Genomic DNA, 15,531 nt, shown 5'->3' with positions numbered 1-15,531 from the left:
CCGTATAAAGCGGACCGATTTGCCAAAAAGAAATTTGTACTATGCAATTTAAGGACGTATTGGGCCAAGAGGCCGCTATAGAGCAACTCAAAGTTTCTTATGAACATGAGCGCACCGCTCATGCTCAAATTTTTGTTGGACCAGAAGGTGCAGGTGGACTTGCGCTCGCCCTCGCCTATAGTCAATACCTCCTTTGCGAAAAAAATGAAAACGGCATTGCCGATGCCTGTGGGCAATGCAATGCCTGCAAAAAGGTCCAGAAAAATATTCATCCAGATCTCCACTTTTCCTACCCCAATATTGATAGCAAGGCCGTAAGTAGCGACCATATTAAGGAATGGCGCAAAATGCTAGAAGAAAAAGGCCCTTATGTCAATATGAACGATTGGCTCTTTTATTTGGGAGCCAACAATCAAAGGGGCAATATCAATAAGCGGGAGTGTGTGGATATTGTGCGCAAGTTTAGCTTTACTCGAGTAGAGGGCCGCTTTAAAATCCTTTTACTCTGGATGCCCGAATATTTGGACAAGGAGGGGAACCGCCTGCTCAAACTCATTGAAGAACCCGAACCCAATACTGTCTTTCTATTAGTCGCCGAACGAGCGGAGCTTATTCTCAATACTATTCTATCTCGCTGTCAGTTGCTCAAACTGCCCGCCTTACAAGATGAGCAAATTACAGCTGCCTTGGTCCAAGAAGGCCTTCCCACTCAAAATGCACAGGAAATTGCCTACCTCTCAGAGGGGAACTTCCGCAAGGCCAAACAATTGGCCCATGGACAAGATCAGGGAGAACAACAACTCGGACAAGCTTTTGCGGGCTGGCTCCGCGCCTGTTATCAGGGGCGTGCTCCTATGGTCTATTGGGTAGAGCAATTTGTAACGGGGAGCCACCCTAAAGAAGGAAAAAAAGGCAGTAAAACTGGCCGCAAAGAACAATTGCTCTTTTTAGAATATGGTCTCTTTTTTCTTAGAGAATTGAGCCTATTGCAAACAGGTTTTCCCGCTAATAGTTTGCGCCTGTCGGCGCAGGACCAAAAGGCGGCCCAAGGCTTAGCAAAATTGCTTCCCTTGCCTGCTATTGACGAGTTACAGCAGCTCTTTAACGATCATCTTTATTTTATTGAGCGGAATGCTCACCCCAAAGTTTTATTTTTGGACCTCTCCATTAAAATTCATCGCATTTTTAAGCCGCTCTAATATGTTGCCTATTGCCTTTTCCCCTTACCTATTAGCTAGCTTTTTGGGGTTGGGCTTATTCCTTTGGTTTTGGGTAGTAAAAACAGAAGTAAATAAGTTAAAGCTTTGTTTACTCTTTTTTTTGGCCCTTGGAATAAGACTTTACATGATTCAAATTGATCCCTTTTTGCAAGATTGGGATGAACGCTTTCATGCCCTTGTTGCTAGAAATATGATTGAGCAACCTTTTACTCCTTTACTACATAAAACAGCTCTACTCCCTTATGATCCAGCAGCTTGGTGTTGTAATCATATTTGGCTGCATAAACAACCTTTGTTTTTATGGCAGATGGCACTTTCTATGAAAGTTTTTGGGGTTTCTGTTTGGGCGATGCGTCTTCCCTCTGCCTTGATGGGCGCTATAGCTGTGCTATTGAGCTATGACTTTATGCGCATTTGGAGTCAGAAAAAAAAGTGGGCCTTCTTAGTCGCTCTATTCAGCTGCTTTTCTTTTGTTCAGCTAGAGTTGAGCTCTGGCCGTCTTAATTTGGACCAAAATGACGTTAGTTTTGCCTTTTATGTGGGGGCTAGCTTTTGGGCCTTTAGCCGATATAGCATAAGTCAAAAAAAGTGGCCTTGGGCTATTGCCATTGGACTATTCGCAGGAGCTGGCGTTTTGGTCAAATGGTTAACTGGAATTTTAGTATTTGGCAGTTGGGGACTATATATTTTGGGCCAAAAAGAAAAGCGTTTTCAGCTCAAATATTGGGGACATATTGCCCTTGGGGCCGCTAGTTGTCTAGCCACTTTTGGCCCTTGGCAAGTTTACATAATTAAGCGTTTTCCTCTAGAAAGTAGCTTAAGTTATGCCTTTAACCGAGAACATATATTTACTGCCCTAGAAGGGCATAGTGGCAATTTCTTATTTCATTTCAGGGAATTGTGGACCATTTATGGCAGTAGTTTTCATCTCATCTTTTTGGCCCTTGGTATACTACTGAGCTTAATCATCAGCCCAAAAAAAGCCTTTGGATTTGGACTTTTTGCTGCCTTTGGAGTGCTTTACCTTTTCTTTTCTCTGGTTAAGACCAAGATGCCCGCCTTTTGTTTTCCAGTTCATTTTTTGGGCCTCTCTTATATTGTTTGGGGCTTAGCTGGAAGCTTGCAGTATGTTAAGTTTCCAGCTCTAAGAAAGTGGGGCTTAGCAATATTGGGGGCCATCCTTTGCTTTGGGATTTTCCAACCTCAAAAGATTCTTCAAGCGCGACAAATAGACAATCATCTCCGAAATGCCAAGCTCCACAACACAGCCATTTACAAAAGTATGGGGACTGAACTTCAAGAGGTTGATGTTGTCTTTAATTGCAAACCTTTTGAGCAAACAGAGCTGATGTTTTTTCAAGATGTAGCGGCCTATCATTGGTATCCAGAAGAGGCCAAAATTGACTCACTACTTCAATTGGGGTATCGCATTGCAGCTTTTAAAAGTCATCATGATCAACATCTACCCGCCTATTTTTATCGGGAAGAGATTAAAATTATAGACGTAGATATTCATTAGATTTTTAGGCTGCCCATACCACCATCTAAGCCTAGAACTTGGCCCGTCATCCATTGGCTATTTTGGTCCAGAAGGTAATAAGCCAAGCTAGCGATATCTTGGGGCTGGCCGATGCGGCCCAAAGGGTGCCGTTTGGCGGCAGATTCCTGTTTGGCCTCCGTATTGAGTAAGCGCTCCGCCAAATCGGTATTAGTCAGAGAAGGGGCAATAGCATTGAGGCGAATATTATGGCTGGCCCATTCGGCCGCCAAGGATTTAGTGAGGCCTTCTAGGGCCCCTTTGGCCATAGCAATAGCGCTATGAAAGGGCATGCCCAGCTTTACCGCCACCGTACTGAAAAGGACCACAGAAGCGCCTGCTTCAGCCTTTTTGAGTTGGGGCAAAGCCGCTTGTAGCAGACGAACCGCCCCCATCACATTCAGCTCAAACTCTTGATTAAACTGTTCTTCTTTGATGCGGTGGAAGGGACGTAAATTGATACTTCCAGGGCAATAGACCAAGCCATCTAGTTGGTCTGGCAATTGGGCCAAAAGCGCCTTGGGGTCATCGGTTAAAGCATCATAAGAAAGGGATTGGCCCAAAGTGGTTGCAGAGCGGCTGGCATTATAAACTTGGGCTCCTTCGGCTAAGAGTTTTTGGGCCAAGGCGGCGCCGATACCGCGGCTACCGCCGACAATGAGTATTGTTTTTCCTTGCATAGTTTGTTGTTATTTTGTCCCTTATCTAACAACAGCTCCATCAAATGGTTGCGCTTTAGGCGGCTTGCCGCCTTTGGCCGCAGGCCAAATTGGCCTAGCGATGCGGCGGGGTGGCCGAAGGCCAGACCGAGCAGGCGAAGCCTGCGAAGGGCCGAGCAGACCTGCGAGCCCCAAAGCGTAGCGCCGCAAGGCGAAGCCGCAGCGGAGGCCCCAAAAAAAACGTCTCTTCCCGAAATTGGAAAGAGACGTTTAGCGTAGACATCAAGCTAATTATTTAGCCCAATTTACCGGCTTTAATATCGGCCACATAGCGTTTTACTTCTTTGCGAACCGTGGGAGCCAAAATGATCAGGCCGATCATATTGGGGAACACCATGGCAAAAATCATGGCATCGGAAAATCCGACCACAGAGCCGAGGCTAGCCGAAGCGCCCACCACTACAAAAATGCAGAAAAGCACCTTATAGGTGAGATCCATCGCCTTAGATTTCCCGAAGAGGAATTTCCAGGCTTGGAGGCCATAATACGACCAAGACAACATGGTAGAAAAGGCGAAAAGGGCTACAGCCAAAGTGAGGATATAAGGGAACCAAGGAATAGCTGTAGCGAAGGCGTTAGAAGTCATACTCACGCCATCGATACCGTCTAGGTTTTCGTATTGGCCCGTAATGATGATGACCAAAGCGGTAATGGTACAGATAATCACGGTATCAATAAAAGGCTCTAGGAGAGCGACCACCCCTTCACTAGCGGGATAAGCTGTTTTTACGGCAGAGTGGGCAATAGCGGCAGAACCTACGCCTGCTTCATTGGAGAAAGCGGCCCGTTGGAAACCAGTAATAAGTACGCCAACAAAACCACCAAACATAGCGGGGGGATTGAGCGCTTCATCGAGGATAAGTCCGAAAGCAGTAGGAATTTGGCCAGCGTTCATCGCAATCACGATTAGTGCGCTACCGACATAAAGAACGGCCATAAAAGGAACGATTGTTTCGGCTACTTTACCGATTCGTTTAATTCCACCAATGATAACCACAGCCACTAGTGCAGCGGTAATTAGACCAAAGATAAAGCCACCGGCACCACCTTCGATGCCTAGAGTGCCCAGTACTTGAGAGGCGGCTTGGTTGGCTTGGAACATATTTCCGCCACCAAAAGAGCCTCCTACACACATAATTGCAAAGAAAATGGCGAATACTTTTCCGAGGCCAGCTAAGCCTTTATCGGCTAGACCTTTAGAGAGGTAATACATAGGACCGCCGTGAATGGTCCCTTCCTCATCAATTTCTCTATATTTTACGCCGAGGGTACATTCGGTAAACTTAGAGGCCATACCGAGCAAGCCAGCGATAATCATCCAAAGCGTAGCGCCAGGTCCACCCAAAGAAATGGCAATAGCCACCCCAGCGATATTTCCGAGTCCTACCGTAGCCGAAAGAGCGGCCGAAAGGGCTTGAAAAGGCGTTACCTCTCCTTCTGCGGCTTCATCCTTAATGGTATCGGGATTATCCTCTGACATCTGATCGTCGGGATTATAATATTTCCCTCTGACGGTATTGATGGCTAGGCCAAGGCGGGTAATATTGGGAAACTTGAAATAGATCGTAAAAAAGAGCGCACCCAAAAGCAAAATCAAAAGCACAAAAGGCATATTGATGCTACTCGCGAGTAAAATGATGGGCTCTGTTTGTTGAGCAGCTAATTCTTTATTCGTCAATTTCAGGCTAAAATCAGCGCCAGGGTCATCTTCCTTAACTTTCACCTTATAGGTTTCGCCAAAATTCATATCCTGACTAATGCTATAGGTTTTCCCGTTTTCTGTTTGCTGATAAGTCAGGTTAAAGCTCTTTTCATTGAGGTACTTAATGCTAAACTCTGTGCCATCGGCTAGCTCGGTAGTCACCTCATAAGGCGACTGATCCATATAGCTGCGTTTGCGTTTAAGCTGTTGAACGGCTTCTTTGCCTTCCTTTTTGGCGGCGGCAAACTTATCGGCAGCTTTTTTTCCACTTAGGGCCACAAAATACTGCTTTCCCTCTGCAGTCATTTCAATAAAACCTCCACCTCCTGCGGCCTTTTGGCTATGGTAGCTTGTAGAATCTTCTACCTTGACAAAATACTTATACTTATTGCCATCTACCCGCTCTTTTTGAGCATAATAATCGTAGCGATTTTTTACTTTAAAAGAGGCAAAGACAATGCTTTGAATAAAATTAGATGTGGGCGTAAAGCGCAAATCAATCTGCTTATCTACGGGATAGAAGGAGATATCGGTATCTTCATCTACCAGCGTTTTTTGCAAGGATTGCGCAATACTCATCTGGGCCAAAAAGGCAAAGAGGAATAGTAAGGCGTATTTTCTCATACTCTTTAAAAATTTCGTTTTTTAACGGGCGGCTAAAAGAGGATGCCAACCGTTGTTTCTATAAAATTGAAAGGATAGCCTTTGGCCATCCTGAATAGTTGGGGATTCCTTCCCTAAATTTTACTTTCTCTGCTTAAGATACTGCATTCTATGTTTGGAGCCGCTAAGCGATCGCCTTTTTTTATTTCTTGAGCGGCTCAAAAAGTACTATTTTGTTTAAAATTGACAAAAATGCACGCATATATTTTTAGTTTTTTCAGACAGATAGGCCTATTTCTTCTATGCCTTTCGCTTCCTTTTTTCCTAACTGCTCAGACTCAGACCGATTGGGTGGGCGATTGGAGCGGAACGATTGAGGTTCAGGGAATGGAAATTCCTATTGTTTTTCATATTCAAGAAGAAAATGGGACTTTGCTACTCTTGATGGACAGTCCCAAACAGGGGCAATTTAATCTCAAATTTGATAAAATAGAGGTCTATGGACCAGAACTTAAAGCTAGCTGGGCGCTAGCCAATATCACTTATATGGGCCAATGGGCCGCCGAAGAGGGCATCAAAGGGCAATGGATGCAAAATGGCCTTATTCTGCCTCTCAACTTGAAAAAAGTAGACGCAGACGAGCTGCCCCAAGCCCCCAAACGCCCCCAAACACCTCAGCCGCCATTTCCCTATATCGAGGAGCAACATTATGTGATTACGCCCAAAACGAATATCCGCTTGGAAGGAACGCTAACGCTTCCACCCAATGCCACAGATAGCACCCCTGTCCCCGCCATTTTACTCATTTCGGGCAGTGGACCACAAGATCGAAATTCAGAAATTTTTGGCCATCAATCTTTTGCTGTTATTGCCGATCATTTTAGCCGCCGTGGCTTTGCCGTTTTTCGCTATGATGACCGAGGCACTGGAAAATCAGAGGGCCAATTTGCAGGCAGCACAACCCATGATTTAGCCAAAGATGCCGATGCTTGCTTGCATTACCTCAGTCAAGATCCCAGAATCAATAAAAAACAGTTGGTCGTTATGGGCCATAGCGAAGGCGGACTAATTAGCTTTATGCTAGGCGCCAAATGGGGCAAAAAACTAGGCGCAGTGGTCTCGCTGGCAGGTCCTGCACTTCCAATTACGGAGCTGATGTTGCAACAAAATTATGACTTGGGCAAACAGGCTGGCATTGCCGAAGCAACCCTACAAACTCAACGCAATTTCCTAATAAGTTGCTATGCTAGAGCAGTCAAAAAAGACCACAAAAGCAAGGATAAATTCGTGACCGATATTCTCGATGTCTGGCGCGCCTTGCCCCAAAAAGAACGACTACAATTGGCCGAAATTGGCCTCGTAGAGGCTGGCGTAAAACAACTGGGCCAAGCCTTACACGATCCTTGGTTCCGCAGTTTTCTACGTATAGACCCCAAAAAATATCTCAAACGCATCCGCTGCCCTTTGCTGGCCCTCAATGGCGGAGAAGATGTTCAGGTGGCAGGGCCCGAAAACCTCGATCGCATCTCTCAACTGCTACTGCAAAAAGAGAAATATCCCACGGCGGTGGTCTTACTCCCCCGCCTCAACCACCTTTTTCAACATTGCGAGAGCTGTACGATCACCGAATATCAACTACTTGAGGAAACTTTTGCCCCTGAGGTCCTTAAAGCCATGCAAGAATGGCTAGAGGAGCGCTTTGAGCTCCACGAAGAACATCTACATTAAAGTATTTAGCCCTTTTATCTAGTTTGTTTTTTCTGATGAACTTGTATTTTGGGGCCCGCGGCCGGCTAGCCTTTGGCTAGGTCGGCCGCCGCTATGCTGCGGGGCTCGCAGGTCTGCTCGGCCCTTCGCAGGCTTCGCCTGCTCGGTCTGGCCTTCGGCCACCCCTCCGCAGCGCTGGGCCAATCCCCTTCCTCTCCCTTGATTATTTTTAGACCTTAAACTAATTGGAACGATGAACTGGAAACAGCATGGGCCAAAATGGCTACTCTTTTTCCTTTTGTTTATACTGGGCCTAGCCCTTTCTTTTAAATCTATCCGCGAGCCCGACTTGTGGTGGATGTACCGCACTGGAGAATGGATTTGGGAAAATGGCGCAGTAACTTATTCCGACCCCTTTTCCTATACTCAAGAGGGCCGAGACTGGATTAACGTTAAATGGCTGTTTGAAGCCATTATTGTCTTGTTCAAAAAAATGGGTGGACCAGAAATGGTCTTTTTACTCCAAGCGCTCATCAGCTTGGGCCTTATGTATTTTTCTGCCGCTTCTGCTCGCCTACTCGACCCCAACCGCAATGGATTAAGTATGGCTTGGGCTTTCGCTATCGGCTTGCCCATCTTGCTTTTTGGCCTAGATTTCCGCCTCATTGGCCGGCCAGAAATGAGCTCGCATCTGCTAGTAGCCATTTACCTCTTCCTCTTTTTGCGCCAAAGCCAAAAACCAGAACATAATGGTATCTTTTGGCTGATCCCCTTACAACTGCTTTGGACCAATTTACATGAAGCCTTCGGTATCGGTATGGTCCTGATGTTTGCCGTTTTGGGCAGCAGTTGGGCCCAATATTTTTTAATGGGTAAAACAACGGCTCTGCCTAAAAAACAAACCCTAGCCATTTTAGGCGCTCTACTGGTTATTCCAATCAACCCCAGAGGTATAGCTATGTGGGCCCATCCTTTCAATATTTTTGGACAGCTTCAAAATAATAAATATACCAGCGAACTCAATTCTTATTTAGAAGCTAGTTACTGGATGAAAGAAGCCTATATCAATTTATTTTTTCTGGGCGCCGCCTTGCTCTTTTTGGGCCTTTTGCTCTTTGGCTCAAAAGAAGGCCGGCCCAAACTTGGGCAGTTGCTCGGCTGGCCCAATTTGGTCCTGCCTGCCCTGCTCTTTTACCTCAGTTTGACGGCCTACAGAAATATTCCTTTCTTTCTTTTGGCCTCGGCCCCTTTTCTTTTGGCCTTAGTAGAACGCTTAATCCGTCCCTTGGTCCAAAAAAGCTGGCAAATAGGAGTTAGTCTGGGCCTCTCTTTGGTTCTTGCTGGGAGCTATAGCCTAGTCGTTTCAGGCAACTACCACAAATGGACAGAGAGCCGCGACCAATTTGGCTTGCAAGTTCTCCATAGCCATAACCCAGTCAAAGCAGCCGAATTTATGGCCCAACAGCAGATCAATGGCCGCGGCTTTGCCGATTATTTGAGCTCTGCTTATCTGCTTTGGCGACTACAGCCCGATTTCAAGACGTATATCGACCTTAGAGACCTCGATATTTTCCCCGCCGATTTTTTTGCCCAATACGAAAAGCTCTTGCAAAACCCAGCTCTTTTTGATGCAGAGGACCAAAAATACAATTTTGAATATGTGGTCTTGCTCCGCCGCCCTATTGAGCAAATTCCCACCCTTTATGTGCATCTACACGATAGCCCAAATTATGTTTTGGTCTATGCCGACCCCGTGGCTATGGTTTATGTAAAACGCTTGCCCAAATATGAACAGCTAATTGCTGAAAAGGGCTTGACGAAAACCACTAAAAAGGACATTTTTGAAACTTGGGGAAAATCAACTTCTTCAACCATACCACTAGTTCTCACAAAAATGCTTTACCCATTTTTTGAAAATGAGGAGAATCCCGAAGTGAATCAATGGGCCATTGGCGCTCATCTCTATTATGCATTGGATGAACAGGAATTGGCCCAGCAAGCCCTAGAAAAAGCTTTACAACATCCAGATAAAGCTATGGCATATAGCGTACAGGGCCGTTTGGCCGCCCGCCAATACCTAGACCCCAAAAGTACAGCAGAACAAAAAGCCCAAGCTTTTAAAACAGGAAAAATGGCTTTTGAGCAAGCACTAGCCCTAGCGCCTGAAAACTTGGAGTCGCTCTTTGGTATTGGGGTGCTTTTGGCCGAAGAGAAGCAGTATGCTGTAGCCATTCAATATTTTCAGGCAGCGAAAAAGCTGGCCCCAGAAAATCCTGCTATTACTGGCCGTTTGAATGCTTGCTATGAAGCGCTAGGGCAGTAAATAAATTGGCCCAGCCCCCCTGGGATTCCTTAAGGAATCCCGCAGAGGGGTGGGTGGGCGGGTAAATAACTAGGCATGAGGAGCGCAGCGACGAATACCATTTTTGCGGTTTGCAGGCGGCAAAGCCGCCGCAAAGGGCCGCAGGCCCGCGGCTGAGGGATGGACAGCAGTGGCCGCAGGCCAGACCAAGGCGGCAAAGCCGCCGCAGGGCCGAGCGATCAGCGAGCTGCGACACAGCCCGACCCGACCGATAATTCATGAGGGTTTTAACCCTCATTTTGTATCGCTTTACGCTGGGTTTCAACCCGGCGGAAGGGGCAGCCCCAAATAAAAACCTTAAGGGAACTCGTTGGGATCGGGATATTGCCAGATATAATCAGGTAAAAACTGCTGAAGGGCCGCTGTAGCAATATAGCTGGCCTCTTCTTTTTCATGGGGAGCGGGCGGCAAAAAGCTAGGGGGCTCCAAGCCCAACAATTTGGCCCGTTTGGGATAAAAATCTTGGGCAAAAGGGTGTTTGGGCGCACAAACATTTAGCAAAGCGGGGCAATTTTCTTTGGCCAAAAGAGCCGAAAAAATGCCTAGACAATCGCTGCGATGAATCAAATTCAGATGCCGAAAAGGCTGAGGAACCTCCTTTTTGCCCGCCAAGAAACGGCCCGCCTTTCGGGGCCCGCCAATGAGTCCACCAAAACGCAAAATGCTCAAATCGAGCTTTGAGCGATAAGGGGCCAAAGCCTCCTCTGCAGCCAATACGGCCTGAGAACGAGCATGAGCTGGACGACAATTATTCGTCTCTAAAACAGCTCCTTTTTGTGGGCCATAGACCCCAGTGCTAGACACAAAAAAGAGCTTTGCGCCCCGAGGCATTCGCTCCGCCAATAGAGCCATACTTTGGGCATAAGCCAAAGGGCCGAACTCCATAAAAGGAGTGGGAGGCAAATTGACAATATAATAAGGCAGCTGCCAAATGGGATCAGCTGCAGCGGGAAGCGTTTCAGGCAATTCCATGCGAAAGGGCTTCAGGCCTAAAGCCTGAAGCCCTTCTAAATTGGCCAAAGATCGGCTGCTACCGTAAACCTCCCAGCCTTCGGCCAAAAGTTTTTCGGCTAAGGGAGCTCCTAGCCAGCCACAGCCCATAATGGCAATTTGTTTATTCTTCATCAGTTGAATTTAAGTTCCGCAGACTATCGGCTCTAGCGCTATCGGCTAGGCGTTTTTCGGGATGCATTAGGCCCTCTAAGTAGCGGAGATTTTCTAGTTCATTATAATCATTCTTCCAGGCGATTCCAGCACCGGCTTTAGCGGCGGCGGGATCAACATCGCCCAATACTCTTCGGAAAACAGAATCTTGGCGGATTGCTTCAATAGAATCTTGGACCAAAGAGCGCTCTAAGTAAGCGACCTTATTAAATACATTTTCAAATTCGGCTCTAAAGATCTCAATTCCGACCAATTCATTCTCGGCAAAGATGTGCTGTTCAACCAAAACGCCAGCCGTGTCATAATAATTGATCTTACCTTCTTTTACGCCCTCATTATAGAGAATTGTGTCTGTTTTTAGGCGGCCATTGGGATGAAAATTCACTTCATAACGCGCATATCCTTTTTGGCTATTGTACAATACCTTTCGCTTGAGAGAACCATCATCATAACGCTCAATGCGGTATTCAATAGGCAAGCCTTTATTCCATTGGGCCTCTAAAATAAGAATTCCGTCTTCATTCCATTCTCGCTGAAAGCCATCTCTTTTTTGGCCAATAAAACTCTCCTCTGAGCGCTGGTAAATTGGGCGGCCAGAGCGATCGCTCCAATAACGAACCACATCATTCGTTGTGTCCGTCAATAGAAATTGTACCCGAATGTCTTTAATAGAGGGCACAGCAACCACAGTATCAGCTACAAACTCCTGTTTGCCTGCTCCAAAAAGGTCACTAAAAATACAAGAACTACTAGCCAGGCTAATAGCTAAAATGGGAAGTAAGATATAAAAGGCTCTCATAGTGGATATTCTGAAGAAAAAAATCAGCTGTGGTAGTGCCTTATAAAGGTAAGTTTTTGCTTTTTAACTGCCAATTTTTTTCTAACGAGTCCAAGAGAAAAGTAAAAAGGCCAAAAACTGCAGTTTTTGGCCTTTTTAGCGGCTCAATTTAAATCCAACTCACTTTTTCACTCATTGGTGTTCGGCTAGAAGTAAACTCTACATCTTCTGGCTTACGGCCAATGAAAAGCAAGCCATAGCAGCTTTCCCCTTCCGCCAATTGCAAAAACTCTCGAATTTCGGGACGAGCCACAAAACCTGGGCTTGCCCAATACATCCCAATGCCCATCGCTTCTCCAGCCAACCAAATATTTTGAACAGCCATAGACATAGCCGCTAGCTCTTCCCATTCGGGCAAACTTGCTTTCGGGTCTCGTTGCATACAAATAGCCACCATAAAGCTACTTTTATGGGCCCGCTTGCGCATTTTTCTAGGCTTTTTGGGCAATTGCTTTTCTACGGGAACCGCAGCCTCATAAGCAGCAACCATGGTTTCTACAAAAGCTGTTTTCTGATCCCCGGCAGCAACTTTAAAGCGCCAAGGCTGCGTCAATTTATGATTGGGCGCATAATTCGCCATCTCTAAAAGCTGCTCTAACTCCTCCTTAGTCACTGGCTCATCCGTAAAGACCTCAGGATAAACAGATCGACGGTTTTTAATTGTCTCGAATACCGTCTGTTCTACTTTTATTGTACTCATATTCCCTTCTTTAGATTTATTCTAAACAAATGTAAGCGATAATCTTGATCTCCTGAAAAATAAACTCAAAAACTCTTGTTAAGGTCCCAAAAAAAAGCTCCCTAAAGGAGCTTTTTCTAAATCTTCAAGAGCTTTGACTTAATAAGAAACACCCAAGGCTTTGAGGGTTTCAAAATCAAGTTGCCCTACAGGTAAGCCATTATCTTTTTGAAACTGAATAAGAGCCGTTTTGGTCTTGATCCCAAAAATATTATCTGAGGGACCAGGATCATAGCCCTTGCGACGAAGCGCAGTCTGAATTTCCTGAATTTTCACCTCATCAATCTTATTTTGACAAAGTACCTCGCGCCAATCAGAATAACCACCAGGCGTAACCAAACGACGATTCGTTACGGTCTTAAATTCACTAGGCACTTCCACTATTTTCGTCTGTGCTGGAGCCGTCATAATACGGCGCTTGATGGTTTTGTATTCCGCTGGCAACTCAATCACTCGAGTTTCTGGCGGCTTAACCATAATCGTTTTCTTAATGGTCACATATTCTGCAGGTACTTCAATTTCCTTGGTGGTCGGACCCTCTACCATAACCGTTTTTTTCACGGTTTTATACTCGGCTGGAATCACGGTTTCTTTGGTTGTTGGCGGCGTTTTCAAAACCGTTTTGGTCACCGTTTCATAGGTCGCTGGTACTTCCACCAAACACCAAACCATACAATCTTCTGGATTAGCCGACAAACAGTTTTTATCGCCTTTTCTACGCACCCATTTAGTGGTCGCTGGCGCTACCTGAATTTGCTCGGTTACGGTTTCATATTCAGCCGGTACTTCTTCCAATTTAATCTCTGAAGGACGAATCTCTACCTCTTCTGCAACCTGCTCATAACGAGCAGCAACAGGCTCCAAACGAATGCTGGCCGCCTTGACTTCTACCTTCTCTTCTCGGCTCTCAAATACCGCTGGAATCACCTCTATTCGCGTAGAAGCCGCCTTGACTTCTACCCGCTCTTCCACTTCCTCAAAAGTAGCAGGCACAATTTCTATCCGCTGTGTCGCTTGCTTGACCAAAATCTCTTCCGTAATATTTTCATACTCATCCGGAATCAAACATTTGGCGTAACACTTACCAGGCTCTGCATCAGGAGGATAATCTTGGGCCAATAAAAATTGAGGGAAGGCCAGCAATGCAGCCCACAAAAAGTTGAGGTATAAAGATTTCATATAGTAGCAGTCGCTTAGATTTTAAATGTGTTTACAGTTTACAAAAATAAAAAAACTGTTAAGGCTCTACAATTTAAAATGATTTTGCCCCAAAAAAAATACAAGCACCGCTTTTTCATCCACTTATTCGACCTTCAGCTATTAAACATAAACATTTTTATAATAATAGGCTTTTTTAGGGGCCTCCCGCCTGCGGCGGGCGGTTACTCCCGTTGGTCGTCGAACTGCGGCCTAAAGGCCTTGTTGTCGTTTACTTCATCGAACTGGCGCCTCTTTGAGGCTGGTTGTCGCAGCTCGCTGCTGTTTTGGGGCCTCCGCAGCAAAGCTGCGGCGCTACGTTTCGCAGCTCGCTATTCGCTCGGCCCTGCGCAGGCAAAGCCTGCTTGGTCTGGCCTGCGGCCACTGCTGCACATCGCTAGGCCAAGCCCGATATCGCTGCTCAATCCCCATTTTCCAATTCTTCTGGCCCCAGAAATGCCAAATTAAAGCTTGGGATAAGACAGATAATATTTCCGCAATACTTTGGTGGGCAGCTCCAATTCTGGCCAAGCCGAAAGCGGCAACAATTGATTCGCTTTGTTTTGGACCAAAATTGCTTTTTGCTTAACCGTATAGGCTTTTAGTTCTTGCTGCCCCTGATAAAGCAAAAAGGGCAGTTCTTCTGGACCAATTGGGTATTTTTTCAAGAGCTCCTCTCCTATTTCCGCTAACTGTTCTGGACCAAAGGCCTGGTTTTGCAACTCTATTTTAAATAGCTGCCGATTGAGCAGCCCTTTGGCCAAAAAGGACAAGACAAAATCATCATCTTGGGCAAAACACTTTATCGCCTGATAAATATCGCTATCGTCCAATTGATTGAATTGGGCCAAAATGGGCTTGGGATTGGCCCAAAACTCGGCCTTGCTGCGTTTGTGCTCCAAGAAAAAAGCTAAGGCCGAAGAAATTGGCCAATTTTTGCCCTGCTGTTTGAGCTGCCTTGCTCGCTGCATCATTTTTAGGCATTGTTGGCTGGTCGAAATGCTGTTTTTGTGCAAATAGACCTGCCAATACATCAGTCGGCGAGCCATCAAAAAGCGCTCAATAGAATAAATGGCCTTTTGTTCCAAAACCAGTTGCTCATCCACTACCGTTAATAATTGGCAAAGGCGATCATAGCTCACAATACCATCGGCTACGCCCGTATAAAAGCTATCTCGATTGAGATAATCCATGCGGTCCATATCCAGTTGGCCACTGACCAACTGCTGTAAAAAGGGCCGTTTATATTCTCCTTTAAAAATGGAAATAGCCAAATCTAAACGGCCATCTAACTGCTCATTTAGGGAAAGCATAAGGGCCAGAGAAATTTCTTCATGCGCAATATCGAGCAGTTCGTGTTCTAGGCTATGCGAAAAGGGGCCATGGCCCAAATCATGTAATAAAATGGCGGCAGAGCAAGCCTCAATTTCCGCCTCTGAAAGTTCTACTCCTTTGCGTTCTAAATGGCCCAGGGCTTTCCGCATCAAATAGTAGGCGCCTAAGCAGTGGCTAAATCGGCTGTGGGTGGCGCCGGGATAAACATAATGCGCCCAGCCCAACTGCCCAATGCGCCGCAGGCGTTGATAATAAGGATGCTCGACAAGGTCCAGCAAAAGGCCCTTAGGAAGCTCTATTAATCCATAAAGTGGGTCATTAAATAACTTGGGGTAGGCTTTATTCGTCATTAGTTAAAAATTTAGTCTTACCTTAGATAGAGTAAGATAATCAAACTTTGCTGCTTTT

At 45.9% G+C, this 15,531-nt stretch carries 11 protein-coding genes; 4 read left to right on the top strand and 7 right to left on the bottom strand.

From position 1 onward, the window contains the following. Nucleotides 1-41 precede the first annotated feature (41 nt). Both PPO43_RS07835 and PPO43_RS07830 read left to right on the top strand, forming a co-directional pair. Entirely contained in the window at nt 42-1,199 is a 1,158-nt protein-coding gene (locus tag PPO43_RS07835; protein WP_272621252.1) for a DNA polymerase III subunit, read from the top strand. A 1-nt stretch (nt 1,200) separates the two neighbouring features. Beyond that, nucleotides 1,201-2,739, top strand: a complete 1,539-nt coding sequence (locus PPO43_RS07830) for an ArnT family glycosyltransferase (RefSeq protein WP_272621251.1) — start codon at nt 1,201-1,203, stop codon at nt 2,737-2,739. Here the strand turns inward: PPO43_RS07830 and PPO43_RS07825 are convergent. Both PPO43_RS07825 and PPO43_RS07820 read right to left on the bottom strand, forming a co-directional pair. After that, nucleotides 2,736-3,437, bottom strand: coding sequence for an SDR family NAD(P)-dependent oxidoreductase (locus PPO43_RS07825; protein ID WP_272621250.1), 702 nt, complete (start codon nt 3,435-3,437; stop codon nt 2,736-2,738). The genes PPO43_RS07830 and PPO43_RS07825 overlap by 4 nt on opposite strands. Before the next feature lie 274 nt (nt 3,438-3,711). Further along, on the bottom strand, nt 3,712-5,802 hold the full coding sequence (locus tag PPO43_RS07820) for an alanine/glycine:cation symporter family protein (RefSeq protein ID WP_272621249.1): 2,091 nt from the start codon (nt 5,800-5,802) through the stop codon (nt 3,712-3,714). A 231-nt stretch (nt 5,803-6,033) separates the two neighbouring features. Between PPO43_RS07820 and PPO43_RS07815 the strand changes: the two genes are divergently transcribed. Continuing rightward, nucleotides 6,034-7,509, top strand: coding sequence for an alpha/beta hydrolase family protein (locus PPO43_RS07815; protein ID WP_272621248.1), 1,476 nt, complete (start codon nt 6,034-6,036; stop codon nt 7,507-7,509). Nucleotides 7,510-7,741: 232 nt separating this feature from the next. Further along, a complete protein-coding gene (locus PPO43_RS07810) occupies nt 7,742-9,811 on the top strand; it encodes a tetratricopeptide repeat protein (RefSeq protein WP_272621247.1) in 2,070 nt (689 codons plus the stop codon). A 336-nt stretch (nt 9,812-10,147) separates the two neighbouring features. Here the strand turns inward: PPO43_RS07810 and PPO43_RS07805 are convergent, their stop codons facing one another. From PPO43_RS07805 to PPO43_RS07785, 5 genes are all read right to left on the bottom strand, one after another. Continuing rightward, complete coding sequence (locus PPO43_RS07805; RefSeq protein ID WP_272621246.1) at nt 10,148-10,975, bottom strand: epimerase; 828 nt, start codon at nt 10,973-10,975, stop codon at nt 10,148-10,150. Then, nucleotides 10,965-11,813 carry a toxin-antitoxin system YwqK family antitoxin gene (locus tag PPO43_RS07800; RefSeq protein ID WP_272621245.1) on the bottom strand — a complete coding sequence of 283 codons (849 nt, stop codon included), beginning with the start codon at nt 11,811-11,813 and terminating at the stop codon, nt 10,965-10,967. Before PPO43_RS07800 ends, PPO43_RS07805 begins: the two co-directional genes overlap by 11 nt. A gap of 148 nt (nt 11,814-11,961) precedes the next feature. Beyond that, nucleotides 11,962-12,552, bottom strand: a complete 591-nt coding sequence (locus tag PPO43_RS07795; protein WP_272621244.1) for a nitroreductase family protein — start codon at nt 12,550-12,552, stop codon at nt 11,962-11,964. 138 nt (nt 12,553-12,690) lie between these two features. After that, nucleotides 12,691-13,770 carry a peptidoglycan-binding domain-containing protein gene (locus PPO43_RS07790; protein ID WP_272621243.1) on the bottom strand — a complete coding sequence of 360 codons (1,080 nt, stop codon included), beginning with the start codon at nt 13,768-13,770 and terminating at the stop codon, nt 12,691-12,693. A 482-nt stretch (nt 13,771-14,252) separates the two neighbouring features. Continuing rightward, entirely contained in the window at nt 14,253-15,473 is a 1,221-nt protein-coding gene (locus tag PPO43_RS07785; RefSeq protein ID WP_272621242.1) for an HD domain-containing protein, read from the bottom strand. Nucleotides 15,474-15,531 lie beyond the last annotated feature (58 nt).

Source organism: Saprospira sp. CCB-QB6 (assembly GCF_028464065.1).
Taxonomy (GTDB): Bacteria; Bacteroidota; Bacteroidia; order Chitinophagales; family Saprospiraceae; genus Saprospira.
This window is presented reverse-complemented; position numbering and strand designations above follow the sequence as displayed.

Excerpts from the sequence above, each read along its gene's own strand:
- PPO43_RS07835 (WP_272621252.1), top strand. The coding sequence starts at position 42 with ATGCAATTTAAGGACGTATTGGGCCAAGAGGCCGCTATAGAGCAACTC.
- PPO43_RS07830 (WP_272621251.1), top strand. The coding sequence starts at position 1,201 with ATGTTGCCTATTGCCTTTTCCCCTTACCTATTAGCTAGCTTTTTGGGG.
- PPO43_RS07825 (WP_272621250.1), bottom strand. The coding sequence starts at position 3,437 with ATGCAAGGAAAAACAATACTCATTGTCGGCGGTAGCCGCGGTATCGGC.
- PPO43_RS07820 (WP_272621249.1), bottom strand. The coding sequence starts at position 5,802 with ATGAGAAAATACGCCTTACTATTCCTCTTTGCCTTTTTGGCCCAGATG.
- PPO43_RS07815 (WP_272621248.1), top strand. The coding sequence starts at position 6,034 with ATGCACGCATATATTTTTAGTTTTTTCAGACAGATAGGCCTATTTCTT.
- PPO43_RS07810 (WP_272621247.1), top strand. The coding sequence starts at position 7,742 with ATGAACTGGAAACAGCATGGGCCAAAATGGCTACTCTTTTTCCTTTTG.
- PPO43_RS07805 (WP_272621246.1), bottom strand. The coding sequence starts at position 10,975 with ATGAAGAATAAACAAATTGCCATTATGGGCTGTGGCTGGCTAGGAGCT.
- PPO43_RS07800 (WP_272621245.1), bottom strand. The coding sequence starts at position 11,813 with ATGAGAGCCTTTTATATCTTACTTCCCATTTTAGCTATTAGCCTGGCT.
- PPO43_RS07795 (WP_272621244.1), bottom strand. The coding sequence starts at position 12,552 with ATGAGTACAATAAAAGTAGAACAGACGGTATTCGAGACAATTAAAAAC.
- PPO43_RS07790 (WP_272621243.1), bottom strand. The coding sequence starts at position 13,770 with ATGAAATCTTTATACCTCAACTTTTTGTGGGCTGCATTGCTGGCCTTC.
- PPO43_RS07785 (WP_272621242.1), bottom strand. The coding sequence starts at position 15,473 with ATGACGAATAAAGCCTACCCCAAGTTATTTAATGACCCACTTTATGGA.